We start from the raw sequence: 25831 nt of genomic DNA, 5'->3' as shown, positions 1-25831 counted from the left end.
TGCGATCACCTCTTAGTATGTGCTATTACTATATTACCTTATTTATTATATATATTGTATAATATGGAAAACGTTGCGAGGTAAACTTGTCACAACCGCCGATAGCACAAAGGAGATAAGTTTTGAAAAAAAAATTTACTTTGCTATGCCTAATACTATTAATATTCTATTTTTATAAGCCAACAATATTAGATACTAGAGATGCTGTTTTACAGGCAGAAATGTATTTAAATAAGCCACCGGACCATACATATATGGCACCAATAAAAGTCAATGTACGGGAACTAGCAGCGGAACAAATACAAACCCAGTTATTCAATCAAAATGGAATATTGGATCGAATGTTTAACCGAATGCAATGGGAAATTACGTTCCATTTGGATAATAGCAGCACAACGGTTGTAATTGATGCTTATAATGGCAAGTTGATTCAAATAATAGGTGCATTAAACTAGTGAAAAACTTAATTTACGTTTGAAGCAAAGGGGAACGAGATGGATAATTACTACTATGAGAATTTGCTGGATGATTTACGGGTCGGAAGAGAAATTCATTTTTTGTACATGAGCGAAAGCTACTATATTGGTCGTGGAACTGGTCAGTTTATGTTTTGGCGATTTTATGATGCAGCTAGTCAAATAATCGGGAAAGATATGGACGATTTACTTCAACAAGTCAAACTTGGTGGCTTGCCAATAAAGGAAGTATGGGAGTCCATTGTTATTAAAGAAATTTTTTAAAACACAGAAAAGGTGCTTCCTTGTTCATTGATAAGGAAGCACCTATTTTTAACTCTACTTACTTCATAATATCTTCAATCGATAAAGTAGTGTACTTTAATACATTTTTTAAATGTAACTCATTTCTAGACCACGCATCATATTTTTCATATAATAATCCAATTTGATGATTTGGTAATTCTGTTAGAGCAGAATACGAATAGCCATATTGCGGATAATCGACATCGTATTTGTGATTCCAGTTAATTGTATTAGTAGCCTTATCGATGAATCCTACCCATAGCTGGCCATTTCTTCTGCCAGATGTGGAATTTGGTGTACTTAAAATAACTGCCTCTTTACCATTGATAAGCTGAGAATATTTAATAATCGATAGTTGAGTACCATATGAAGTATTTTGGACAATATCTAAATACTTCACTTCACTCCAAGTATCTCCGTTATCCACACTTGTCATATAACCTATTTTACCCGTTGTTGTTCTTAAATACGTTTGAATAACCCCAGGTTGAATCTCTACCATTTGTGCTTCAGCCGTTGCATTAGTAAATGGCAGTGGAGCAGTTTTATGTGTCCACGTCAGCCCGTTGTCGTCACTAATAATATAGACCATTTGTTTATTTGCATAAGAAGAGAAAATAATACGATTTGAATTAGATAACACCAAACCTTGTCCAGGACTTAAGTAGGAAGCGTTTGACGTTAATCCAAGAAATGGTGGTAATAATACAGGAGCATTCCAAGTTTCTCCGCCATTATCACTTGTCGTATAACCTATATAGTTGGTAGGTGTTACTTTCAATATTGAATCTTTATAAAAAATATTCATTTTAACTTGATTGCCATTTTTGTACTCAATTAAATTGCCATTTTCAAACTTAACAGAGTACTGCTCAATCGTTAAATATTCATTGTTCTTTTTTATATTGTAGTAATTATCTACACTATATTCAGTTGCTGTATTTGTTATATCGTTATAAATGATACCGTTTTCACGAATCGAATAATTATAAGCCGATTCAGCACCAAATTTCAGTTTTAAATAGTTTTGTCCATTGATTGTTTTGTAGCCTGAATCCGTTTTTAATGCATTTTGGTTTCCAATACCTGCTGGCATAAAATCAGACATCAAAATAACTTTATTCGTCTGTTTATCTTGCACTAATGCGGAATCAATAAAGGATGCACTACCACTAATTTGAATATTTTTACCTACATCATCTCGAGGCCAATCGATTGTTTGTTCAGCATAGTCATCAAATTTTAATGCTAGTTTAGGATTAGACCAAGTGGCCCCATTGTCATCACTATAAGAGGTAGCAATATTTATTTTGCTTTTCGAATCATGTGATCCTCCGTATCGGGCATCTACACTTGCAAGAACTCTGCCATTATTTAACGTATATAATGCGGGAATTCTGAAATAATTAGCTTTTGTTGCATCGCCAGCCTTGAATATCAGATTGTCTGTAGTGGCGTTGGTTGTGTCAGTTTTCAGTTGTGCATCCGTTAAAGGTTCATTGTAGATTTTTAATGACTCTATTTCGCCATTAAACTTAAAATCTAGTGCTCCTGCGCGGTTTACACCGCCTATCACAAAGGAATTGGCGCCAGTAATGTTGTGTATTGCTTTAAACAATGAAACTTTACTTTCTACAACTTTATCACCATTTGCATACAACGCATAACTACCTTGTTGTGCATTGGATACAAATGCGACTGTGTTCGAAACTTCTCCATTTTCATCTTTGCCCCATAGAGATGCAGGTCTTGCCATCAGGTAGTTAATATTGGCATTGGCATCTCTAACTTCTATACCTAATTCACCATTATTACGGAGAAAGATATCAAAATAGTTATTTTTAAAACCAGCGTCTTTATTAGAAATACCAAACAAAGATTGCAATGCATTTTGATTGTTTGATTTAAATTTAATAATAATTGTAGCACTATCGGATGTCAGTGCTTGTTTTAATTCATTCGTCACATCTAATCCTTGGTTATTTAATACTATATTATTTTTTTCGAAAATCGGTGCACTAACAGTTTGCAGTTGATTACTTGTAACTTCGCTTTCGGCACTTGCATAAGTGGGATTCACATCGCCAAAACCTAGTCCTAAAAGCAATGTCATGGCTCCGACTACTTTGTAATTACATTTCATAATAAGCCTCCTCGTATATTAGTGTAAAAAACTCCTCGTAGACTAATTTCCTTAGTAGGACTGTCTAATAAGATGTATCGGTAATTCGTATCAATACCTCCTTACTAAATAATGGAATTTTTGAGTGAGGATCTTGCTTTATCGCTGAAATCCTTACAAAGGTGAATTATACATATATTCTAAAAATTCTCAACATTGCTTTTTTCAAAGTAAAAAAATTTTTAAGGGAAAAAAATTTGCTTATTATGGTTGAAATGCTTGAAATGCTTGAATCGAAAATAAAAATAATAGGGCTGTTTTTGGTGGATTTTTTTTTCAAAAATTTAAAATATAAAGAAAATTATTTACAACTTATTTTTAATTTGGTATATTTCATTTGAAAGCGGTATCAAATTAATAAGGAAAATGGTGGGGGGAGAAAATGACATTAGAAAATTTTAAAAGCGTTTTTTCTGCTGTGTATAACAACCTAGAAGATGTTTCAGACATAAGAGCGGACAAAGGGGTACATGGTCAATTCTAACAGCTACAAGTAGATTAATAGGTGTTGACAGCTCGACTGATGGGGTAAGGTCAGGGATTAATAACAGCACAGAGCAATCTTTAGCGGTATCAGCAATGTAAAGCTTCATTGGAAGAAATCCAGCAGGGAATTACATACCATTGAAAATTGTTCAACATAATGAAAACAAAAGAAGGGTGGTAATGAAATGAAAAAGAAATTGTTATTGCTGTTCGTCGTATTAGCTATGATGATTACGACGGCATGTAGCAATGGAGAAAAAGAAGCAACAACGAACCAAAGTTCTTCAGGAGAATTTGAAGGGGAAATTACAGTTTGGCATTCCTTCACACAAGGACCAAGACTTGAATTTATGCAAGCGGCAGCAGATACATTTATGAAGGAACATCCGAAAGTAAAAATTAAAATTGAAACTTTTGCATGGCCTGAGTTTTACACGAAATGGACAACAGGGTTGCAATCTGGACAAGTTCCAGATGTCAGCACAGCATTGCCAAACCATGTCGTAGAACTAATTGATGTGGATGCTCTTGTACCATTAAATGATGTGATTGATAACATTGGTAGAGATCGTTTTTATGAAGCGCCATTAAAAGAAGGTACAGTTGATGATAATAATTACTCGATTCCACTGTATTCTCATGCACAAGTTATGTGGTATAGAAAAGATTTATTAGAAGAAGCAGGATTAGAAGTACCAAAAACTTGGGATGAACTATTTGAAACAGCTAAAAAGTTAAATAATCCTCCGAATGTTTATGGATTATCAGTACCTATGGGGTCTGGCGACATGATGGCAACTCGTTTCTTGAATTTTTATGTTCGTTCTGCAGGTGAAACGTTAATTACGAAAGATGGCAAAGCAAACTTAACAAGTAAAGAAGCAATCGATGGTATTAACTACTGGATAAACATGTACAAAGCTACATCACCAGAAGGCTCAGTCAATTATAAAGTTTTAGATCAGGCGAATTTATACTATCAAGGAAAAACAGCATTTGACTTTAATAGTGGTTTCCAAATCGGAGGAGTTGAAACGAACTCTCCACAGTTACTTGATAAAATTGATGCTGCACCAATGCCAAAAATCAATGCAAATGATCCAGACAATGGAATTGAAACATCAAACATCCCAGTTGTCGTATGGAAAAATAGTAAGCATCCTGAAATCGCGAAAGCATTTGTAGAAAGCTTATATGAAAAAGAAGAATACATTAAATTCTTACATTCTGTACCAGCAGGTATGCTACCAGCGTTAAAAGACATTGCTGAAGATCCAGCATTCTTAGATAACCCGACAATTCAGAAATTTGATAATGCGGTTAAAGTTATTAGTGACGCTGTTGATAAAGGAACGGCAATCGGAATGGAAAATGGTCCAACTTTACAATCAGGTATTATCGTGAGTCAAGGGACTATTGAAAAAATGTTCCAAGATATCGTGCTTAAAAATGTACCTGTCGACGAAGCTGCTGAAAAGGCAGAAAAAGAATTAAATGACTTATTTAAAATGTTAGGAAAATAAGCAGAGCTCGGGCTACACAACTAACGACGCTCTCATACATTATGAGAGCGTTTGTTTTTTAACTTATTGAAAGCACCAGTTGTTCACTGCAAAGCTAGTTGAATAGTATTTGCTCTGGTAGATATTAGATTTTTAGAACTAGTGATAAAAAATGGAGCCGATTTGTTGTCGACTTTTAAGTGAACTAATTGGATCTCTACATAACAGGAAAGGAGACGAGACATGGAAAAGAAGCTGAAGCCCTTTAATTGGACGGGCATGCTGTTCGTTTTACCATCTGTATTAATAGTTATTTTACTATTAATCTATCCTATTTTTTCGAGTATTTATTTTAGTTTTACCTCGAAAAATTTAATTCGTCCATTTTACGACTTTGTATGGTTAGATAACTTTAAATTTGTACTAACCAATCCGGATTTTTATAAAGCGTTTTTCAATTCAATAAAATGGACTGTTTTATCGTTAGCTGGCCAATTATTAGTTGGTTTTACTGCTGCGTTAGCCTTAAATAGAATTCCAAAATTCACTGGCTTATATCGTACTTTATTGATTATTCCATGGGCGTTTCCAGCAATCGTCATTGCCTTTTCATGGAAATATATTTTAAATGATGTTTACGGATTTTTACCTAATTTACTTACTAAAATTGGTATCACTGATGTGAATATTAACTTTCTAGCTAATCCAGATTTAGCATTTATCGTTGTCGTATTAATTAATATTTGGTTTGGAGCACCACTATTTATGGTGAATATTTTATCTGCTTTAAAGACGGTTCCTTCAGAACAATATGAAGCAGCCCAAATGGATGGAGCATCGGCATTCCAAGTATTTTGGCACATTACACTTCGACATATTCGTGTCGTTATCGGGTTATTATTAGTGTTAAGAACGATTTGGGTCTTTAATAACTTCGATATCCTATACTTAATTACTGGAGGCGGACCTTCAGATATTACTACAACACTACCAATCTTCGCATTTAAAGCAGGTTGGGGTATGAAGCAACTGGGTGTCGCTTCTGCCATTACAGTAATATTATTGTTATTTTTACTTGCTGTTTGTTTCTTATACTTTAAATTACTTGATAAATGGGAAAGGGAGGATCGTTGATGGCAGGAAAAAACAAATTATCTACAACACTGAATTATATTTATTTAACGTTATTAGCCATCGTATCGGTCTTTCCCTTACTGTGGATTATTGTATCGTCAGTAAAGTCCTCAGGGGAAATGGCTAATAATCCTTTGTCGTTTTTTCCTGAAAAAATAACGTTTGATTATTATTTCAGAGTGTTAAATGACTTATCATTTACGACTAATATTAAAAACAGCTTATTAGTGTCCTTTTCAGCAACAATCATTACGATTGTAGTGTCTGCCTTAGGGGCATATGGTATTGTTCGTTTCTTCCCTAAAGCAGGAAAGAAAATGACAAAAATTTTAATCACAACTTATATGTTCCCGCCTATTCTTTTGGCAGTCCCATATTCAATTATTATCGTGTCAGTGGGGCTAGTAAATACATGGACGGGATTAGTTATCACATATCTTTCTTTTTCAATTCCGTATGCAATTTGGATGTTGATTGGGTTCTTCCAAACCGTACCGTTAGAAATTGAGGAAGCGGCAAAGGTAGATGGCGCAGGTATCATGCGTACCTTTCTACAAGTGGTGCTACCAATTGTAGCGCCAGGTGTGGTAGCAACTGCTATTTATACATTTATTAATACTTGGAATGAGTTTTTATTCGCCTTGCTTCTTATTAATAGTTCTGAAAAGATGCCAATATCCGTGGCTTTATATTCTTTAACAGGCTCAGAAGTTTTGGATTGGGGAGAAATGATGGCCGCATCGGTCATTGTTATTCTACCTTCTATTATCTTCTTTATGATTATCCAAAATAAGATTGCAGGCGGTTTATCAGATGGCGCAGGAAAATAATCATTGTTTACATTGAGAGGAGAAAAAATATGACTCAAATCAATTATGGAATAGTAGGGACTGGCTATTTTGGAGCTGGTCTTGCAAGAATCTTGAACACTTTAGAAGATGCAAAGATTGTAGCAGTATATGATCCAAAGAATGCAGAAGCAGTTGCTGAAGAACTAAATTGTGAGGTTGAATCAGATATCGAATCATTGTGTCAACGAGCGGATATTGATGCAATTATTGTCGCTTCACCGAACGGTGTCCATAAGCATCCGGTCTTAAGTGCTGCACAAAATAACAAACATGTATTTTGTGAAAAGCCAATTGCTTTATCTTATGAAGATTGTAATGAGATGATTGAGATCACAAAACGCAATGGTGTTACTTTTATGGCAGGTCATGTCATGAACTTTATGAACGGTGTACGTACAGCGAAGAAATTAATTAACGAAGGTGAAATTGGTGAAATTCTTTTCTGTCATGCAGAACGCAATGGCTGGGAAGAAGCACAAAAAGAAGTAAGTTGGAAAAAACAACGAGAACTTTCTGGTGGTCATTTATATCACCATATTCACGAACTAGATTTTATTCAATTTCTAATGGGACCAGCTAAACGTGTATCGATGGTTGGCGGCAACGTTGCCCACCAAGGGGAACAATTCGGTGATGAAGATGATATGTTATTAATTACGCTTGAATTTGACAATAAACGTTTTGCAACATTACAATATGGATCTGCCTTTAGATGGAGCGATCACTATGTGAAAATCCAAGGGACAAAAGGTGCTATTTTAATTGATTTGCAAGATGTCAAAGTCGTGTTAAAAACACCAGAAAAAGAAGAGAGATATTTATTGCATGAATCGAAAGAAGAAGATGAGGACCGTTCAAGAATTTATAGCGGGTTAAAATCTGACCAAGCGATTGCCTATGGTAAACCAAACCAAACACCACCAATGTGGCTACATTCGATCATGGAAAAAGAAATGAAGTATTTCCATAGCATTATGCAAGGAGCAGAAGTTGAAGAAGAATTTATTCCTTTATTAAACGGTACTGCTGCTAGAGCATCGATTGCTACGGCAGATGCGCTTACATTGTCACTAAATGAAGATCGCAAAGTTAGTGTGGAAGAGGTAACTTCAAAAGGTGTTTTTCAACAGTAATATGTGATGGCAACATAAATTGAATTGTTGGGCATTATCAGTGAGCGTACCTGTACAGGACAAGCTCATGATAATGTCCTTTTTTGATAATAGTGAGATAAGCTCTTGAAAGGATTTTAATGATAGCAGAAAAACAGTTAATATGGTAAATTGTACTAATATGTGGAGGGGGAAGGACAATGAAGGCAAGACGGACATGGAAATTTTTATTTATAGCTTATGTATGTTTGCTGCTATATTTCGTTGTCTTAAAGATAAATGGTTTCACCGAGCGAATTAAGATCATTAAGCAAAGTAGAGAAGCTGGCTTTTGGAACTATAATATTTATCCAATGAGAACGATTACACCATATTTAGAAGATATAACTTATACATATGCCTATTTGAACATTTTAGGCAATATTATTCCTTTTGTTCCATTGGGAATGTTCATACCTATAATTTACAAACGATATAGTAATTTAAAACAAGTTTTAATAATTTTCACAATTTGTATTATTGGGATTGAAACACTTCAATTTATCACTATGCTCGGTTTTTTTGATGTTGATGACATTTTACTTAATATGATAGGTTGTCTTGTTGGGTACAGTTTTTATGTCGCTTTTAGCAAGATTTACGTTAAAGGTAAGTCACTTGGTAGTAACGGCAGCTAAAAATAGCAATGGAGCATTACCAACGGGCGAACCTGAACAGGGCGAGCGAATGGTAATGCTTTTTCTAGCAGATGCCAATTCCATAGAAAAACACCTTCTACTTAGATTAGCGATTGATAGCTAAAATGACGAGAAGATGCTTTCTACTCTTTTATTGTATGACTGCCTTTTTCTTTACACGTCTCCATAAAACCAACATATATACAAATAGTACAAAAATGATTATATAGGCTGTTAACATTGAACTTTCAACATTCCCCATAAAGTTAAAGAAATTATTGAAGCCATGGAAGAGAATCGTCAAAATGATGGATTGACCATCGATAATAAGTAATGAAAGAACAAGTCCTACTAGAAGTGCATAAATAATTTGAATGATAGTATCTTCAACCGATTGTCCTCCAATCAGCTGCAGTGTATGTGTCATACCAAAAAGTATGCTGGAAATCCAAACGGCAGTAAAAGTTCCTTTAGGCAACAACATGCGTAGTAGTATGCCTCTGAAAATTGTTTCTTCAATAAATGCAACTATAAACATCTGCATTATAAACATAAGTAATAAATCGTTAAGTGATGAAAAATTTAAGCCTTTTGTGCTAACTAAAATAATACATAACACAACTACAAGCGGTGAGTATACAACTATATTTTCCTTATTGATTGAATGGAAGAAGTACTGGCGCCATTTCTTTTTGACGGCAATATAAAGAAAGAGGCCTAATGCCAAAGGAATCAACAAAGCAAATTGTAAAAAAGGACTGGACGGCTGTTGAATGGATACAAAAGCACCGTTTGCCACATAAAAAAATATAAGAAGCATTTCTAAGCCAATAATTTTAAAAATGAATTTTTTCATTTTGTGCTTCCCTTCGAGGTTAATGAAATTCTTTTCTTTATTTAATGTCCTACTAGACCGTTTTATGATGGAATTGCGGAAGCTTTTCGTAATGCACTTGAGATGACAATATAGATGACAGTAATAATGGCTAATAAGCTAGCAATGACATTAAGAGCAGAGAATTTCGATAGTAATTCAAACAAGGGGGTACACCATTCGAAAATGACCATTATGATCGGAATCAACGCAAGTATGCCAATAAAGCTGTAACCACCTAATGTCCCAAAGCGGTAAAAGACTACGTTTAAAAGCAAGCTTGAAATGAGACAGAATAGTAATAACACCGTATCCATCGTCATTGTTAGAAAGAATGAATCCGAATCGCTGAAAAATGAAATAGGGTGAATAATAATCATATTTTCATAATGTAATAGGTTAGATAAGAGGGCAATGATTTTATGTGTACATGCAATGATAAAAGCGCCAGCAAGGCTCCAAACGATAAAAAATAAACCAATATTACAAACATACTGCATACGACTTAAGCCAAGCTTTAAAAAATAAGGTAATGTTTTATTTAAAATTTTTGACCCCTTTACACAATAAAAAATATAGACAGGTATTGAAATCGTCATGGCAAAGGATACATACTGCCCAAAAAAGGTATCTATAAAAAATGAGAGTAGGATGATGGAAAATAAAATGCTCCAAAAAATAATATTACTTTTTTTATAGCTTTGAAATAATACATATAAGCTACCTTGTACGGTTTTCATTTCACCAACCTCGCTTTCTGCTGTTTACTTAAATACACTAACATGTCTTGTAAAGATACATTTTCGAGCGTAATATCATTCCCTTCAATCGCAAGACCACTGGCATATACAATCGAAGTCATCTCATGCATAAAAGTGTGCTTATAAATTACTTCTAAGCCAGTAATCGCAAGCTCAACATCCTTTGTGCTTCCTTTAACGGCAACGATACATTTTTCCCATTCCTCCATTGTTTTTTGTAGCAACAATTCACCTTCGTGCAAAATAAGAATTTCCTCGAACAATTCACTAGCTTCATCTATTAAATGTGTCGATAAAAGGAACAGCCTTGGGTTTTCTATTTGTTGCTCAATTAATAAATCATAAAATATATTTCTTGCCACAACATCTAGTCCAATATAGGGCTCATCGAAAATCGTAATAGATGCATTACTTGCAAACCCTGTAATAATACCGAGTGCAGATACCATCCCTTTCGAAAGATTGCGTACCTTGTCTTTTGGGTTAAGGGTAAACACTTCAAGTAGTTCGTTGGCAAGCTGTCTATCCCACTTTGGATAAAAATAACTATTGGTCTTTAAACATTGCGCAACTGTCATATCTTCTTGAAAATTCCCACTCTCTGCTATAAAACAAATATCTCGTAAAATAACAGGGGCGTTAAAAATATTCTCACCATTGACACAAATTTGCCCTTCTGTTGTTGACATAAGGCCTGCTAGAAGATTTAAGAATGTTGTTTTACCCGCACCATTATGGCCTAAGAAACCGATGATCTTTGGCCCCTCAACAGTAAACGATACATTTTTTAAAGCATGTTTGTGCTTATACGATTTACTTACATTTCTCACATCGATTTTCATAAGTTATCCCCTCTGTAACATATTTTGTAATTCCTCATTTGAGATACCTAAACGGATTGCTTCTTTTTTTAACGGTTCAATATGTTGTGCAAAGAAAATTTCCTTGCGTTCTGCAATTAAAATTTTCCGTGCGTCAGTGCTAACAAACATGCCTACGCCTCGTTTTTTATAAATGACACCCTTTTCCACTAATTCGTTCACACCCTTTCCTGCTGTTGCAGGATTAATTTGATATTCCTTGGCAAATTCATTTGTCGATGGAATGCGATCTTCTGACTGTAGATGCCCATCAAGAATAGCATCCTCAATCCGTTCACGAATTTGTTGGAAGATTGGTTTTTCATTGCTTAAAGAATAAATCACAATCCACCTCCTGGTTAACTGGTTAATTACTTGTGTAACTAACCATACAACGTCGTAATTAAATTGTCAATTTATTGTTGGTAAATTTTTCTGTAAATAAAAAGAGCAAATACTTTGGACCCTTACGTAAAAGGCTTGCATAAAAGGTTATATTCAAAGCTTATTAAGAATTTTTAAAGATTCAAAAAAGCCCACCTTTTCTAAAGATGAGATGTTTTCTTGCTGAATATTGATGTAAAAGGCATGTATAAGGTTATAAAGCATAATCATGTATACATGATTTTCTAAAGTTAAACATGTCTTTTTTGAGAGAGCTTTATGAACTTTGTTGAAATACTTTCTGTAATTCTATTGACAAAAAAATATTTTTTTCGTAAAATGAAAAACAATTCAAAAATATTTGTATAGAACAAAGGCTATGAAAAGAAATAGTATCAATTATTTTTACGAACAGCAAGTTACCGGTCGATGAGAGGTGCATGTAAAACAATTGAGAATTCATCTTGGAGCTGTGTACCGAAAAGATTATTCTAAGTAGGCTACACCGGTAAGCACCCGTAATCATGTGCGCGAGTATCGTCAAATGACCGTACTTCTTAAGGTAAGTAATGTGAATTGCTTATAAATTAAAGGTGGTAACACGAGTTGAATCGTCCTTTTGGTTAATCCAAAAGGGCGTTTTTTTTTATTCCTTTTTTGAACAAAGTATTTGAAAATCTAAACGTGATAGGAGTAAGACATTATGAAAGACAATCATCAAGATTCACAGCTAAAGCGCGGATTAAGTACGCGTCACATGCAGTTAATTGCACTTGGCGGATCCATTGGAGTCGGATTATTTTATGGCTCTAGTTCAACCATTCAAATGGCTGGACCATCTATATTACTAGCTTATTTAATTGGCGGATTAGTTATTTTCACCATTATGCGTGCATTAGGTGAAATGGCAGTAGAGGAACCGGTATCAGGCTCATTCAGTACGTACGCGAATAAATATTTAGGTCGCTTTGCTGGGTTCTTATCAGGTTGGACGTATTGGTTCATGTGGATAGTTGTTGGTATGGCAGAATTAACAGTAGTCGGTGTTTACATTAACTACTGGTTCCCTGATGTTCCACAATGGGTAACTGCCCTTGTAGTCCTTGTTTTAATGACATTAGTTAACTTAGCAAATGTTAAAGCATACGGAGAATTCGAGTTCTGGTTTGCAATGATTAAAGTGGTTGCGATTATCGGTATGATTATTCTAGGGTTAGCCATTATTTTATTCGGTGTTGGCAACCACGGGGAAGCAATTGGTTTCGATAATTTGTGGGCACACGGTGGCTTCATGCCAAATGGTTTCCATGGTATTTTAATGTCACTCGTATTAGTTATGTTCTCATTCGGTGGGGTTGAATTAGTTGGTATTTCAGCAGGAGAAGCAAAAAATCCTAGCAAATCAATTCCTGCAGCTGTTAACAACATCGTTTGGCGTATTTTGATTTTCTACATTGGTGCATTAGGCGTTATGATGGTTATTTATCCATGGAACGAAGTTGGTTCAGAAGGTAGCCCGTTTGTTCAAATTTTCGATTACGTTGGCATTCCTGCCGCGGCTCATATTATTAACTTTGTTGTTATTACAGCGGCAATGTCTGCATTTAATAGTGGTTTATATGGTTCCGGACGTATGCTACACAACTTATCTGTACAAAAAGATGGTCCGAAATATTTCCAAACAGTAAGCAAAAACGGTAGTCCGCAAAGAGGGATTTTATTTTCTGCCGCGGTGTTATTAATTGCGGTTGTCCTAAACTATATTGTACCTGAAAAAGTGTTCATCTATATTTCTGCTGTTGCGACTGTTGCAGTTATTACAAGCTGGATGATTATTTTATTAGCACAATTGCAATTTAGAAAAGCAAAAACGAAAGAAGAAGTAGACGCACTGAAATTCAAAATTCCGCTTTATCCACTTTCTACGTATATTGCCATTGCATTCTTATTAATGGTTATTGTGTTAATGGCGTTTATTCCAGATATGCGTGTGGCCCTATATGTCGCACCTGTTTGGTTTTTAATCTTATTTATTGGCTATAAAGTAAAGAAATAATTAAACTGTACTACTTCACTGATTTGGTAAGAGACCGAAAACCCTAGAAATGCTGTGAAACCAACATTTTTGGGGTTTTCCTTTGAATTTAGTTTATACAGAGTAGGTTAGCTGTATTGAAAGCAATTTATAAAGATAAATTTTCTTATTATGGCGTAATACTTTGTTAGCTGACAACCTCATTAGCCATTTCAGCCTAATTACCGATAGCATTTTAAATCAAAATCCTTTATTGTTAAAAGGTCGTAAAAGACACTATCAGGTATATCCTGCAAATATATGAGATGATAGGTGGAAACAAATGAATTATCAAGTTTTATTATATTACCATTACACAAAGATTGAAGATCCGGCGGCGTTTTCAGCTACGCATTTAGCAATGTGTAAAGAAATCGGTTTAAAAGGTCGTATTTTAGTAGCCAATGAGGGTATTAACGGTACAGTTTCAGGTACGATTGAGCAAACAGAGCAATACATGGCAAACATGCAAGCAGACTCATTATTTGAAGGCATTGTTTTCAAAATTGATGCGGCAGATGGCCATGCATTCAAAAAAATGCACGTACGCCCACGTCCTGAGCTAGTAAACTTAGGTTTAGAAGAAGACGTAAACCCGCATGAACTAACAGGTCGCTACCTGTCACCAGAACAATTCCTTGCTGAAATGCAAGATGACAATACTGTAGTATTAGATGTGCGTAACACATATGAATACGATGTCGGCCATTTTCGTGGCGCGATTCGACCAGATGTAGAAAACTTCCGTGATACACCGGAATGGGTACGTGCAAATCGTGAGCTATTCGAAGGAAAGAATGTTTTAACATATTGCACAGGTGGTATTCGTTGCGAGAAGTTTTCAGGTTGGATGAAACGTGAAGGCTTTGGCGAAGTCGGTCAATTACATGGCGGTGTGGCAACATACGGAAAAGATCCTGTAACGAAAGGCCAATTATGGGACGGTAAAATGTATGTATTTGATGAGCGTTTAACGGTACCAATCAACCAAGTAGAACATGTAATTATTGGTCGTGATCACTATGACGGTGAACCTTGTGAACGTTACATTAACTGTGCAAACCCTGAATGTAATAAGCAAATTATCGCGACAGAAGAAAATGAAGCAAAACATTTAGGTGGCTGTACAATCGACTGTACAAAGCATGAACGCAACCGTTACATCGTGCGCCACAATTTAACTGAAGAGCAAGTCGCTCAAACCATTGCGGCGTTACAAGCATAAGCTTATAACTTCAAAAACTATATAGGTACTAAAAGCACTCTTTGTAAGTGACCATACTGTCCAACTCAACATTGGACTTGTGTGCTCTCTTGCATTGGGTGTTTTTCTTTTGTAAGAAAAAGAAAGTCGCGATTTCAGAAGGTGAGAGGGAATAGAGTTGAAACTGTTTAACGTAAATAAACACTGGGTATTCAAAAGAATGTAACAGGATTTACTATAAATAATAATTTAGGAGATGATTTTTGATGGGAAACCCACATCTAACAGACCCGCGTAAGAAATTTCATACAGAAAAATTCCCGGATCAAGAACAGCACACTCCAGCGCTTCAAAATGAAATGAGCCCCAAACCTGACTGTGGAGAAGAATCATATAAAGGATATAATCGTCTGGAAGGGCGCAATGCCTTGATTACCGGAGGCGATTCCGGAATTGGCCGAGCTGTCGCCATTGCCTATGCACGCGAAGGCGCAAATGTGGCTATTCAATTCTTCCCGGGTGAAGAGGAAGATGCCAACGTAGTCAAAGATTTAATTGAAAAAGCAGGCAGAAAAGCATTATTGCTACCATATGACTTGCGAGAAAAAGGAGCGGCAACAGAGATTGTTACTAAAACAGTCGAGGCTTTTGGTAAATTGGACATTCTAGTATTGAATGCTGCGCAACAAATCGCACAGCCATCCTTAAGTGACTTAACAATCAAACAAGTGGAGGACACTTTCAAAATTAACATCATCAGCATGTTTGAGACAGTAAAAGCGGCAGAAAAACATCTGGCACCGGGAAGTGCGATTATCACCACTACCTCGGTTCAATCTTTCGACCCGTCCCCATCATTAATGGATTATGCTGCTACAAAAGGTGCGATCAGCAACTTTATGGTATCGTTATCTGCCTACTTTGCCATGAAGGGTGTGCGTGTCAATGGTGTTGCGCCAGGGCCAATTTGGACGCCGTTGCAGTTGGATAATGGTCAATTGGAAGGGCAAATTACTGAGTTTGGCCAAAATACTCCTCTTGGCCGTGCAGGACAACCGGTTGAGCTTGCGCCTGTGTATGTTCTCCTTGCCTCGGATGAAGGCAGCTATATCACCGGTCAGATTTATGGAGTGACAGGTGGCAAACCGATAGACTTGTAATCTAAAATAGGGGGAGAAAAGAATATTCTTCCTTAGCCGACCAGTAAATTCAATAAAAGCGTAAAGAGAAAGCAACTTGGTATGTGGTAAAACCAAGTTGTTTTCTTCTTTATTGTTTAATGCCCAATTCAATTTTTACTTCAACTTGTCTATCATTTACATATTCTAAGAAATCTTGAGCCTCAGTGAATTCCTGTTGTAACTCTAAAGGAATGGCATCATTTTCTCGAACATATGGCAGGCCAATTTTGACCATAGTCGTCTCATAGATCATGAGAGCTTGCATATATTGTTCATATTCTTCAGCGGTTAAAACTTCTTTACTGGAAGGTAGACCATTCAGTTTGTCAAAGTATGGTTGTACTTCAGACATAGCTCCTTTAATTTGCTCTAATGGTTCTGCAGGGAGTTGAGAAAAATCTATGTTACCATTTTTATCTCCGTATTCAAGTTTGATACTTGTAAATACTTTGAGTAATTCTTTAAATTGTTTAAACTCCTCTTTACCTAAATCACCTTTTGCTTGATCAAGTTTTGCGTTAAATAATAAGTAACCTTCCATTGTCACACTTGCAATATGTTTTTGGAGATTATCAAAAGAACCATATAAATCATCGGCAAGTAACGCTTGATAAGCAAAGACACCTGTTGGAATCATTAAAGTAGCAGAAATAACCGCAATAGCCATTCGTTTTTTGACAAAACGATTTAGTTTGCCACCTCTTTCAGACTTTGCTTTTTTAATGCCTACTAGACTTCTTTCGCGAACCTCTACAGGGATTTCAATTTTCGATAACTCGTGTTTAAGATGATTATGCATAGCTATCTACCTCCTTTAAATGTTGTCGAAGCTTATCTAAAGCACGGTATAGGACTGACTTTGCTGTTCCAAGTGGGATATCTAATATCTCTGAAATTTCCCTTAAAGTCCGATCATCATAATATTTTAGTAAAATGACACTTTTTTCATCCTCTTTTAAAGTTTCAATCAGCCTATTTATTGATAAAGTAAGTGCAAGATCATCATTTTCTGACCCAATAAACATTTCAAAGTTTGCATTTAACGGAATCACTTTTTTATTTTTATTGATTAAATTTAATGCACAATTAATAGTGATTTTCATAAGCCATGTCTTGAAATATTCTGGATTTTTCAATGTACTGATTTTTTTAAATGATTGATAAGCCACTTCTTGTACAAGATCTAATGCATCATCTTTATTTTTCACATAAACATATGCCATTCGGTAAATATCAGCTTCATATTGCTGAAAAAGCATGACGTATGCTTTATCATTTCCTTTTTGTGCTTTCTTTACTAAGCGTTCAATTTTCATGTTTATTCCTCCTTCCGTTTTAGTTGTACATCTATTAGACAAACTAGAAGAACATTTGGCTTTGATTTTTGTCATAAAAAAACACGATGAAGTCGATGTCAAAGTTAGACAGCTCTTTTTTTATATGAAGTAATGGTAGTTTAATTTGAGGTATTGAAAAATTTACTTTTTTAGAATTTAATTACAGTATAATATTAAAAATTTAATAGATGGTAAATAAATTGTTCCTTGAAGTATTTTGTGGAGGGATTTTACTTATTGTGAATTAATTATTGTAAAGTCGCATCGCAACATAGGATAAGAAAGAAATTACAAAAATAAACAATATATGTTAAAATGGTTATTTGTTATAGAAAGATGTCGATGGGAGTAAAATGAGGAGGAATGAGCATGCACGAATTTTTTTTGATAGAAAAAAACGAAGCACAAGATGACTATTTTTTTATTAATTTTTATAGAGAGAAAGATAACCATAAGGAGATAATTGTTGATTACACTACACTTGAGATAGATGTATTTGATTATATTTTCGATTCAATGACATGGATTCCATGTATGAATCCAGCTTTCCCAGGAAACCCAAAACAAGTAGGGATTAATCATATAGGGATAACACTTTTTGATGAACATTCAGCTGCCACTCTTATTTCTATTTTTACTGCTTGGAGAGATTTATTGAAGAATGGTCCAAGCCTAATCAAAAAACTTCTATATTATAATGATTACCCGGTTGATGGAATCGTAAGTTTTGATAGAGATAGTACAATAGCAAAATTTGAAAAAATCATTGATCTATCTACACAATTATTGGATAGCAAGCACTACATCTATCATTGTGCAATATGATAGACCTAAGTGCATTAAGTATTGGTGGAACAATTATTGTAGTCTAGAAAAAATCGCAGAAGGAGGTTTAAAAACAATGAAGAAAATGCTTTTTGGGTCAATCTTAATTTTATGTGGAACAATGGGATTGATTTCAATTATTGTATTATCAGTAAACAATCCTTGGGACTATAATGGTATTACTGGAATTTATGGTTTTTTACTTGGCTCTCAAACACTGTGGTTTTTCGTCTTATTTTGTATAATGTTTATTCTAGGTACATTTATTTCCTGTTATGAGGCTTATTTTAGCAAGGCTTAATTAGGAATCCCATTTTAAAGAGGATTTTTGGAATGATAATGAATGGTATGGTTATTTACTAATAGGATACTCTGAAAAAAGATAGGATCCTAGAATCCTATCTTTTTAAGATTAATGAGTTGCATGGGCAGCTCTTTTTTTAATAATGAGTATAATTATGGCTAAAATCATCAGAAATAGCCCTAAATACAGTAGCCCTAATCCTAATGAGTAATTTATTGCATAGTCTTTATGAAAATCTAAAAGCGCCTGACTACTTAAAGAATTAATATCTTGTATAGGATAGATCACGGTTTGTAGTATGAATCCAAGCGCTATTAAACAAAATGATAAAAAGCTTATGCTGATAAGTGTTAGCTTATTGAACAAAAAACACATATTGTCACCTCAATAAAGGAGTTGTTATATTTAAAACATTGTTTGGAAAGCTTTCCTCGTGGAGTCACTATGGATATTTTTTAAACCTTACTGTACTCTAGGCCTCTTCTTTTTTTCTAGCTTAAAATGGATTTTCCCCTTTTATAAATGGGATAAAGACTACATAAATTGAAGCGATAAAAATAAGCCAAAAGATTACTGATGTCATTCGTTGCGTAAAGAGATTATTGGCTTTAAATATAAACAAACCAAAAATTAAATTATAAAAAACAAAGAAAATATAAGCAACTCCAAACCAGTTCACCCATGTATTTCCGTAAAATGAGATTCCAAAGTGCTCGTAAATCGGTTTTAAAATATTTAAGGTGAAAAGTAAACCAATTGATAAAAATACGATGATTTCAATCAATCTAAGTACAAAATTTTTTATTTCATCCAAAAAATCACCTCATATCTATCTAACTTCTCTTAATGATACTAGACTATATTTCAGGCAGTTAGTAAAAAATATACCCTAGCGTTTTTCGATTTTTCACCGCCATATAGGATGTGTTTTTCTGCTTTTTTTAGGGGGAAATCACGAATAAAATTCTTTTATTTTTTCAGGCAAGGTTTTCCTCATAGTGAATTCAGCAGAAGCTAAGCCGATAAAAATAATACTAATTGATAAAATATTATTTAACCAACCTATTTGAATAGTATTGCTTAGTTTCGAACCACTAATAATAATCATTGCTGCAATGCTCCAAGCGAATGAAAATCCTCCAATGTATTTGGCCCATTCCTTTTTTGAAAGGTTTTTAAAAATGGCCCTACCCTTATAAAATCTTGTAATTGTTAAAAAAAGTAATATACCAATTAGTAGATATTTAATCAATACAATCACCTCTTTTAGAATTAATCCCTAATATGGTTGCGAGCGTATTCTATGTTTCTACAATTAGTATTGTAGTATTTTCTATATTTAGTAGATATTCTACCTGTAAAAATATTTTATAACAAGAAAAAATACAGTCTTTAATTGAATAAAGACTGTATTTGCAGGTTAAACTATAGAGTTGCTTGCCGTTTTATTTTTTTCTAATTAGTGTATCCCCAAGAGCTATTCCAAAGAAAACAACTAAAATCGTCAGAATTAATAGGGACCTTAAAATATAATACGCAACTTGATCGTACATTTTATTCCTCCTTTATAATACACAAAATTATTTGTCTATAGTTTGCGTCAATACAACGTATGTATGCAGTCATAAATGTTATATTTTGCGTTTTGCTAAACGGTGATTGTTGAGCAGAATATGTTATGTAATCTCAATACATATAGGCATTGTAATTTTCTTAATAGAATAAGTTTAGTTCCATACGGATAACTATTTTGATGGGGATACTGATAGTGGGATTAGCCTCATTTTTACCGTGTTCTATAAACCTTTACTCACGTATTATTGCTTGTAGAAGATGAAGAAATTTTTCATTCAGAAGACTATACAGTTATTGTTATGAAATGGGATTTATCATTTATGACTGAAGAACAAAAAAATTAACGATGAACTTTTACTGTTAACTTTTTAATATAGTGACAAAGCAGCTTTGTTGAAAATGTTATAATTAAGAAAAAGTTGGTTAATTATAAGGAGCCTTAATAAATGGAAGCAAAATATATTCATTTTAACGAGTTTGGTTGTCCCACTGAGGTCTTAAATATTGCCTATAAAACAATTGAACCTCCTAAGGGCGATGAAGTGCTTGTCCGAATGTTAGTACGACCGATCAATCCTTCTGATTTAATTCCAATTAGAGGATCCTATGCTCATCGTATAACATTACCAACTATTCCTGGTTATGAGGGAGTAGGGATAGTGGAAGATGTTGGTCCCTTAGTTTCTAAAAATCTTATTGGTAAACGAGTATTACCTTTACGAGGTGAAGGCACGTGGCAAGAGTTTGTTAAAACAGCTGCACAATATGTCGTGCCCATACCTGATTCGATTGATGATTTTACAGCAGCTCAAATGTATATTAATCCGGTTACGGCATGGGTAGTTTGTACGGAAGTGTTAACATTAAAAGCAAATGATGTTTTATTAGTAAATGCTTGTGGTTCAGCAATAGGTCATATTTTCGCGCAATTTTCGAAGATTTTAGGTTTTCGCTTAATTGCCGTGACTAGAAATAATCACTATACAGAAGAATTGTTACATCTCGGTGCTTCTGAGGTCATCGATACGTCTAACAGCAATCTACATGAAACCGTAATGGCATTAACGAATGGAATGGGTGCAGATGCGGCCATTGATTCAATTGGCGGTCCCGATGGCAATGACCTAGCTTTTAGTGTCCACCCAAATGGACAATTTTTAACGATTGGCCTGCTATCAGGAATACAAGTAAACTGGACAAGTATTGTAAATGAAGCAAAAGTGAAAGCCAATATGTTTCATTTACGGCACTGGAATAAAAGTGTCTCAACTAGTAAATGGCAAGAAACGTTCTATCATTTGATGAGGCTAATTAAAGATAAAAAATTACAGTTCATGATGGTCGATTCGCATTATGACTTATTCAATATAAAAGAGGCGATTGATGCCGTAGAATCAGATTCTACTAAAAAGAGGCACGGTAAAGTCTTTTTAACGAGTTATTAAAGATATTGCTTGAGTTAAACTGTCTAAAAACATTGAGTTGCAATGGCAGCTCTTTTTTTATGACAGAAATCGGAAAAATTTGTCGTTTCGCATTTAATTTAAAAATAATATTAGTTAGTATTTGAATTGTTAGCTAACATTGTTTTTAAGAACACGATTTTTTTAATATCTTTATTGTTATTTTTATTTGCTCGATAACTATCTTTGGATGAGGATTCGTAAACGTTTAGATATTGTTCAGGATTTAGTAAATAATATTTTACCTCTCCCAATTGATGCATTTTTATATTCTTTAACTGAACGCCTGCAAAACTTGGTAAAGTATCCATAATACCAAACTCAACTGATAAACCATCTTTAGTAAATTCATGTTCGTGTAAATCAACTAAGCGATATGCCATTGAATTCATAATTTTTACGATAGTATCCCATTGATGGATATTTAATTCGGGTGGCACTTGCCATCCTCTTTTATCACCGGGAATATGAATATCTAAGTCTTCTGCATCCCAACTCTTTCCTGTAACCATCTCCAAACCAACCGAACCCATTAACAATGGAATGATGTTAATTTCATTTAGTTTTTCTGCAATTTTAATAAATGTATTAAACTTAAAATTATCCATATAGCCCTCCGTGTCTTTTTAATAAAATTAGACGAGAATAGATTTCCATACCTCTCTTTAATTTTCTATAGGTAATGATTTTTCCAGTGCAGATTTTACAAACTTGAGGTAGACAAGAAGCTCCTCGGGCAAAAATACATCTTTACGTTTCACATATCCCACTTGCATTGAGTGATTTTCTTCTAACGGAATGGACATAATATTGGGGTGCATATAATGATCCACTATGCAACCTGTGCCTATGTTGTAACCATTTGTATTTGACAATAGGTTATTCATCGTTCCTTGATCTGTTACATAAACGAGCTTTTCAATATTGTTGACATCTACAGTTTCTTCTGCAAAATGTAACAGCATATCATCCTGCTGATAGCTTAAATAAGGATAGTTACGTAATTGCTTCAGTGAAATCGTTTGAGCATGAGCCAAAGGATGTTCTTTACGTAAAAAAACGTGCTGTTTAACTGAAGCGAGCGGTGTAAACATCAAAGCTTTAGCTAGAAAATGGCGCTCGAAAAACGGTTTATTTAATGCGCTTACAGATAAAATTCCGATGATACTTCTACTTGAATAAACATCCTCCATTACGTCTGTTGACTTCCCTTCACGAACGGATAGCTCATATTTTTGTTCTGTAAAATGCTCCATTAAATTAGCAATAGCCTCTATTGCAAAGCCATAATGTTGAGATGAAATGGAAAATTTCGTTAAGCCCGTGTTTTTCTCTTTATCAAAATGATGCTTAACAGCCTCAGTTTGTTCTAACAGCATTTTCGCATAAAACAATAATTCAGTGCCTTCTTTTGTAAAAATGACTCCTTTATTCGTTCGATCTAAAATCGTTATGCCCAGCTCTTGTTCCAAATCACGTACTGATTTACTGATACTAGGTTGTGTTACAAAAAGTGCTGAAGCGGCTTTACTAATGGAATTATGTTTGGCAATCTCTACGATGTAACGAAATTGCTGAAATGTCATGTCCTCACCATCCTACCATTCGTTTTGCTATAACTTTAGTCTATAGCAAGGGCTTAAAAAGTTCAATTTTACCTTGCAATGCAAGAGCTTTACTATAGAAAGAAAAGCACCAATTGAAAGGGAGAGAAACATGATACGGGAAGCAACACCAAAAGACTTAATGGATATGTTAGACATTTATAATGATGCCATACTTCATACGACTGCTGTCTATACGTATAAAGGCGAAACACTGGAAAATAGACTACATTGGTATGACCAAAAAAAGCAGGAAGGGTATCCGATATTAGTCTATGAATTGGAAAACAAAGTGGTAGGATACGCGACATTTGGCCCCTTTCGAGCATGGCCAGCTTATAAATATACCATTGAACATTCGATTTATGTCAATAAAAACTATCGAAAGCTGGGCATTGGAACGAAACTGTTGAAAGAATTAATCGCTATTGCAACAAAACGAGAATACATGACATTAATAGCGGGCATTGATGCTCAAAATGAAAAAAGCATCGCTATGCATAAAAACTTTGGCTTTGAATATGCAGGCACTATTAAAAAAGCGGGCTATAAATTTAATTCTTGGCTTGATTTAGCTTTTTACCAGTTGGAATTGCAAGGTCCTATGAAGCCTATTGAGGAATAGATGTTTTCGTTAGACGAAGGGGAGGGGAAATAGTGAAAAAGTATTATGGATTACTGCTATCAACTTGTTTATTATGGGCGGGGAGTTTTGTTATTAGTAAAACGCTAGTTGAACATGCGTCCCCCATGACCTTAACAACTTTGAGATGGATCATTGCAGTAATATGCCTTGTGCCCATTGTTTGGTGGAAAGAAAAAAGGATTATCCCGCCCAAAAACGCCATCCTTCCATTCGTTTTAATGGGCGTAACAGGGGTTGTGCTATTTAACCTGCTACAGTTTTTAGCATTAGCGCAAACAACCGCAACAAATGTTGGCTTAATATCAACGTTAAATATGATTTCCATTGCTATATGTTCAGCGATTTTTTTCAAAGAGAAAATAAATCTGCGACAATTGTTGGCAATGAGTGTTTCATTGTTGGGCGTTCTTCTTGTTCTAACAAAAGGCAATATAGGCTCCCTACTCGCTTTGAAATTTAATATAGGTGACTTGTGGATGCTTGCCGCTGTATGCACGTGGGGGTTTTATACGATTTGTAGTAAATGGGCGATGATGAAAACTTCAGCTCTAATGTCCACTTTATACGCTGCTATTTTTGGGCTCATCATGTTGTTACCGATAAGTGCTCCTTCTTTTAGCATTTCCCATATCAATCTTTCTTTCATCTTCGGAATTCTGTATACGGGCATATTGGCAACAGTCGTATCTATGGTGTTTTGGAATATTTGTGTGCAGCATCTAGGTTCGACAATTTCAGGTGTTTTCCTAAACTTTAATCCAATATTCACTGCTATTTTAGCCTTTTTATTACTAGGTGAAAAACTAACTTGGATGCAAGTGATAGGTAGTGTTATTGCCATTGCGGGATGTACTTTATTTTCATACTATAATAAGAACAGCCCAAAAGTTGTAGTCACGAAACAAGGTTTACCGGAGTAGAATCAACAATGATTGAGATAGGAGGGTGCATTTGGACGGCTTTGCAAGTTTACTACCAAAAAACATTTATGATATTGATAAAGTAGAAGAACTAAAAAAACTAGACAGAAATATACTAGTGTCTTTATTGCCTGAACTTCTTGTATTTATTCAGGATACAAATTGGCCTGTTGCACCTGGCGTATTGGAGATATTACGAACTTTCCCTAACGAAATTATCCCCTATGTGCTAGATATTTTGTCTTCAGACGATGACAATTGGAAGTGGTATGTTCTTCACTTTTTAGTGATTGAATTGCCAAAAGAGTCACGAGGTCAATTTCAAGAGTATTTAACGAGAGTGGCTGAAAATCCTACTGCAAATGAACTTGCGGAAGAACTGGATGAAATCGCTAAACAAATATTAGAAACTTTGTGAAGTACAATTTGCTAGGGCTCCACTAATTAGTGTCCTCTATTTTCGGCAAAGGTGCAGGATAACGGAAAAGGTTTTTCCGATTGTTAGGAGAACTTATTTAGGAGAAAGTATTTCTAGGTGAGGTGTTCGATTGAATAAGTTAAAAACAGAAACCGAACGATTAGTTATCCGATTAATAGAACAGGGAGATTATTCTACTTGGCTTACGCAATATGAAAATCGTTTCCCTTCTCAACATCAATACGATGAAGGTAAAATAGATATGAGCATTTGTACGCAAGAGTGGTTTTGTGAGTTAGTGACGAAACATCACCAAATGGCTAAGGATGATAAAGTATATGTTTTGGGCGTATTTCGAAAAGCAGATAATAGTCATCTTGGCTTTATAGACTTTTCAACCATTATGAGGGAAGACTTTCAATGGGCAAGATTTGGTTATACAATTCATAATCAATTTTGGAGAATGGGTTATGCGAAAGAGGCTGTAGAAGCAGCGCTGAAATTGGCATTTGAGAAATTAAATTATCATCGAATAGAAGCGCATATTAATGTGGATAACATAGCATCGATAAAGTTAGCTGAAAGCGTTGGGATGGTTTACGAATGCACAAGACAGGGATTTATCTACGAGAACGATACTTGGACTGATCATTTAATATACTTTATCAATGCTTCGCGGTCATGCTAGGAAAGAAA

General features: G+C 34.8%; 28 protein-coding genes and 1 other annotated feature. Of the genes, 17 read left to right on the top strand and 11 right to left on the bottom strand.

The annotated features are described in order from the left end of the window. The first annotated feature begins 122 nt into the window (after positions 1-122). Together ACIQXI_RS10715 and ACIQXI_RS10710 are read left to right on the top strand one after the other, a co-directional pair. Positions 123-455, top strand: a complete 333-nt coding sequence (locus ACIQXI_RS10715) for a hypothetical protein (protein ID WP_402924395.1) — start codon at positions 123-125, stop codon at positions 453-455. Positions 456-494: 39 nt separating this feature from the next. Further along, a complete protein-coding gene (locus tag ACIQXI_RS10710; RefSeq protein ID WP_402924393.1) occupies positions 495-740 on the top strand; it encodes a hypothetical protein in 246 nt (81 codons plus the stop codon). A 58-nt stretch (positions 741-798) separates the two neighbouring features. On the opposite strand, the gene ACIQXI_RS10705 is transcribed toward ACIQXI_RS10710, so the two are convergent. Then, positions 799-2904: a sialidase domain-containing protein gene (locus tag ACIQXI_RS10705; protein WP_402924390.1), complete on the bottom strand. Its 2106-nt coding sequence runs from the start codon at positions 2902-2904 to the stop codon at positions 799-801. Between the two features lie 710 nt (positions 2905-3614). On the opposite strand from ACIQXI_RS10705, the gene ACIQXI_RS10700 reads away from it, so the two are divergent. The 5 genes from ACIQXI_RS10700 (at position 3615) to ACIQXI_RS10680 (ending at position 8705) form a co-directional block, all read left to right on the top strand. Next, a complete protein-coding gene (locus ACIQXI_RS10700) occupies positions 3615-4952 on the top strand; it encodes an ABC transporter substrate-binding protein (RefSeq protein ID WP_402924387.1) in 1338 nt (445 codons plus the stop codon). Between the two features lie 222 nt (positions 4953-5174). Beyond that, complete coding sequence (locus ACIQXI_RS10695) at positions 5175-6065, top strand: carbohydrate ABC transporter permease (RefSeq protein WP_402924384.1); 891 nt, start codon at positions 5175-5177, stop codon at positions 6063-6065. Further along, positions 6065-6895: a carbohydrate ABC transporter permease gene (locus ACIQXI_RS10690; RefSeq protein WP_402924382.1), complete on the top strand. Its 831-nt coding sequence runs from the start codon at positions 6065-6067 to the stop codon at positions 6893-6895. Before ACIQXI_RS10695 ends, ACIQXI_RS10690 begins: the two co-directional genes overlap by 1 nt. A 29-nt stretch (positions 6896-6924) precedes the next feature. Further along, positions 6925-8049 (top strand): Gfo/Idh/MocA family protein, encoded by a 1125-nt coding sequence (locus ACIQXI_RS10685; protein WP_402924380.1) that lies wholly within the window; start codon positions 6925-6927, stop codon positions 8047-8049. Between the two features lie 179 nt (positions 8050-8228). Further along, positions 8229-8705, top strand: coding sequence for a VanZ family protein (locus tag ACIQXI_RS10680; RefSeq protein ID WP_402924377.1), 477 nt, complete (start codon positions 8229-8231; stop codon positions 8703-8705). Between the two features lie 151 nt (positions 8706-8856). Here the strand turns inward: ACIQXI_RS10680 and ACIQXI_RS10675 are convergent, their stop codons facing one another. The 4 genes from ACIQXI_RS10675 to ACIQXI_RS10660 all read right to left on the bottom strand — a co-directional run bounded on the left by ACIQXI_RS10675 (position 8857) and on the right by ACIQXI_RS10660 (position 11545). Further along, positions 8857-9561 (bottom strand): CPBP family intramembrane glutamic endopeptidase, encoded by a 705-nt coding sequence (locus ACIQXI_RS10675; RefSeq protein ID WP_402924375.1) that lies wholly within the window; start codon positions 9559-9561, stop codon positions 8857-8859. A 62-nt stretch (positions 9562-9623) separates the two neighbouring features. Beyond that, positions 9624-10319, bottom strand: coding sequence for a hypothetical protein (locus tag ACIQXI_RS10670; RefSeq protein ID WP_402924372.1), 696 nt, complete (start codon positions 10317-10319; stop codon positions 9624-9626). Beyond that, on the bottom strand, positions 10316-11182 hold the full coding sequence (locus ACIQXI_RS10665; protein WP_402924371.1) for an ABC transporter ATP-binding protein: 867 nt from the start codon (positions 11180-11182) through the stop codon (positions 10316-10318). Before ACIQXI_RS10665 ends, ACIQXI_RS10670 begins: the two co-directional genes overlap by 4 nt. 3 nt (positions 11183-11185) lie before the next feature. Then, the gene (locus ACIQXI_RS10660) at positions 11186-11545 is read right to left on the bottom strand and encodes a GntR family transcriptional regulator (protein ID WP_402924369.1); all 360 of its coding nucleotides are present in this window, start codon (positions 11543-11545) and stop codon (positions 11186-11188) included. Between the two features lie 409 nt (positions 11546-11954). After that, positions 11955-12206, top strand: a binding site (T-box leader). Between the two features lie 81 nt (positions 12207-12287). Between ACIQXI_RS10660 and ACIQXI_RS10655 the strand changes: the two genes are divergently transcribed. From ACIQXI_RS10655 to ACIQXI_RS10645, 3 genes are all read left to right on the top strand, one after another. Further along, a complete protein-coding gene (locus ACIQXI_RS10655) occupies positions 12288-13640 on the top strand; it encodes an amino acid permease (protein WP_402924367.1) in 1353 nt (450 codons plus the stop codon). 301 nt (positions 13641-13941) lie between these two features. After that, positions 13942-14883, top strand: coding sequence for an oxygen-dependent tRNA uridine(34) hydroxylase TrhO (trhO, locus tag ACIQXI_RS10650; RefSeq protein ID WP_402924364.1), 942 nt, complete (start codon positions 13942-13944; stop codon positions 14881-14883). A 245-nt stretch (positions 14884-15128) separates the two neighbouring features. After that, positions 15129-16022 (top strand): SDR family oxidoreductase, encoded by an 894-nt coding sequence (locus ACIQXI_RS10645; RefSeq protein WP_402924361.1) that lies wholly within the window; start codon positions 15129-15131, stop codon positions 16020-16022. Between the two features lie 109 nt (positions 16023-16131). On the opposite strand, the gene ACIQXI_RS10640 is transcribed toward ACIQXI_RS10645, so the two are convergent. Next, positions 16132-16842, bottom strand: a complete 711-nt coding sequence (locus tag ACIQXI_RS10640; RefSeq protein ID WP_402924359.1) for a DUF3600 domain-containing protein — start codon at positions 16840-16842, stop codon at positions 16132-16134. After that, positions 16835-17359 (bottom strand): sigma-70 family RNA polymerase sigma factor, encoded by a 525-nt coding sequence (locus tag ACIQXI_RS10635; RefSeq protein WP_402924357.1) that lies wholly within the window; start codon positions 17357-17359, stop codon positions 16835-16837. The genes ACIQXI_RS10640 and ACIQXI_RS10635 overlap by 8 nt, the downstream gene beginning before the upstream one ends. 390 nt (positions 17360-17749) lie before the next feature. Between ACIQXI_RS10635 and ACIQXI_RS10630 the strand changes: the two genes are divergently transcribed. Further along, on the top strand, positions 17750-18205 hold the full coding sequence (locus ACIQXI_RS10630) for a hypothetical protein (RefSeq protein ID WP_402924355.1): 456 nt from the start codon (positions 17750-17752) through the stop codon (positions 18203-18205). A 76-nt stretch (positions 18206-18281) separates the two neighbouring features. Further along, positions 18282-18506 (top strand): hypothetical protein, encoded by a 225-nt coding sequence (locus ACIQXI_RS10625; protein ID WP_402924352.1) that lies wholly within the window; start codon positions 18282-18284, stop codon positions 18504-18506. A 499-nt stretch (positions 18507-19005) separates the two neighbouring features. On the opposite strand, the gene ACIQXI_RS10620 is transcribed toward ACIQXI_RS10625, so the two are convergent. Continuing rightward, on the bottom strand, positions 19006-19323 hold the full coding sequence (locus ACIQXI_RS10620) for a hypothetical protein (RefSeq protein ID WP_402924350.1): 318 nt from the start codon (positions 19321-19323) through the stop codon (positions 19006-19008). Between the two features lie 138 nt (positions 19324-19461). Beyond that, positions 19462-19770 (bottom strand): hypothetical protein, encoded by a 309-nt coding sequence (locus ACIQXI_RS10615; protein ID WP_402924347.1) that lies wholly within the window; start codon positions 19768-19770, stop codon positions 19462-19464. Positions 19771-20530: 760 nt separating this feature from the next. Between ACIQXI_RS10615 and ACIQXI_RS10610 the strand changes: the two genes are divergently transcribed. Further along, a complete protein-coding gene (locus ACIQXI_RS10610; protein ID WP_402924345.1) occupies positions 20531-21529 on the top strand; it encodes a zinc-dependent alcohol dehydrogenase family protein in 999 nt (332 codons plus the stop codon). 110 nt (positions 21530-21639) lie between these two features. Here the strand turns inward: ACIQXI_RS10610 and ACIQXI_RS10605 are convergent, their stop codons facing one another. Further along, entirely contained in the window at positions 21640-22155 is a 516-nt protein-coding gene (locus ACIQXI_RS10605) for a phosphoribosylanthranilate isomerase (protein WP_402924343.1), read from the bottom strand. A 57-nt stretch (positions 22156-22212) separates the two neighbouring features. Further along, the gene (locus ACIQXI_RS10600) at positions 22213-23133 is read right to left on the bottom strand and encodes a LysR family transcriptional regulator (protein ID WP_402924340.1); all 921 of its coding nucleotides are present in this window, start codon (positions 23131-23133) and stop codon (positions 22213-22215) included. 130 nt (positions 23134-23263) lie between these two features. On the opposite strand from ACIQXI_RS10600, the gene ACIQXI_RS10595 reads away from it, so the two are divergent. The 4 genes from ACIQXI_RS10595 to ACIQXI_RS10580 all read left to right on the top strand — a co-directional run bounded on the left by ACIQXI_RS10595 (position 23264) and on the right by ACIQXI_RS10580 (position 25823). Next, positions 23264-23776, top strand: a complete 513-nt coding sequence (locus ACIQXI_RS10595; protein ID WP_402924338.1) for a GNAT family N-acetyltransferase — start codon at positions 23264-23266, stop codon at positions 23774-23776. Positions 23777-23805: 29 nt separating this feature from the next. Then, on the top strand, positions 23806-24717 hold the full coding sequence (locus ACIQXI_RS10590) for a DMT family transporter (protein ID WP_402925740.1): 912 nt from the start codon (positions 23806-23808) through the stop codon (positions 24715-24717). A gap of 31 nt (positions 24718-24748) precedes the next feature. Next, on the top strand, positions 24749-25135 hold the full coding sequence (locus ACIQXI_RS10585) for a DUF5071 domain-containing protein (RefSeq protein WP_402924335.1): 387 nt from the start codon (positions 24749-24751) through the stop codon (positions 25133-25135). A 130-nt stretch (positions 25136-25265) separates the two neighbouring features. Then, the gene (locus tag ACIQXI_RS10580; RefSeq protein WP_402924333.1) at positions 25266-25823 is read left to right on the top strand and encodes a GNAT family N-acetyltransferase; all 558 of its coding nucleotides are present in this window, start codon (positions 25266-25268) and stop codon (positions 25821-25823) included. The last annotated feature ends 8 nt before the right edge of the window (positions 25824-25831 follow it).

This window comes from Lysinibacillus sp. NPDC097195 (assembly GCF_044762075.1).
Taxonomy (GTDB): domain Bacteria; phylum Bacillota; class Bacilli; order Bacillales_A; family Planococcaceae; genus Lysinibacillus.
The sequence above is the reverse complement of the archived record's forward strand: the minus strand, read 5'-3'. Positions and strand labels throughout refer to the sequence as shown.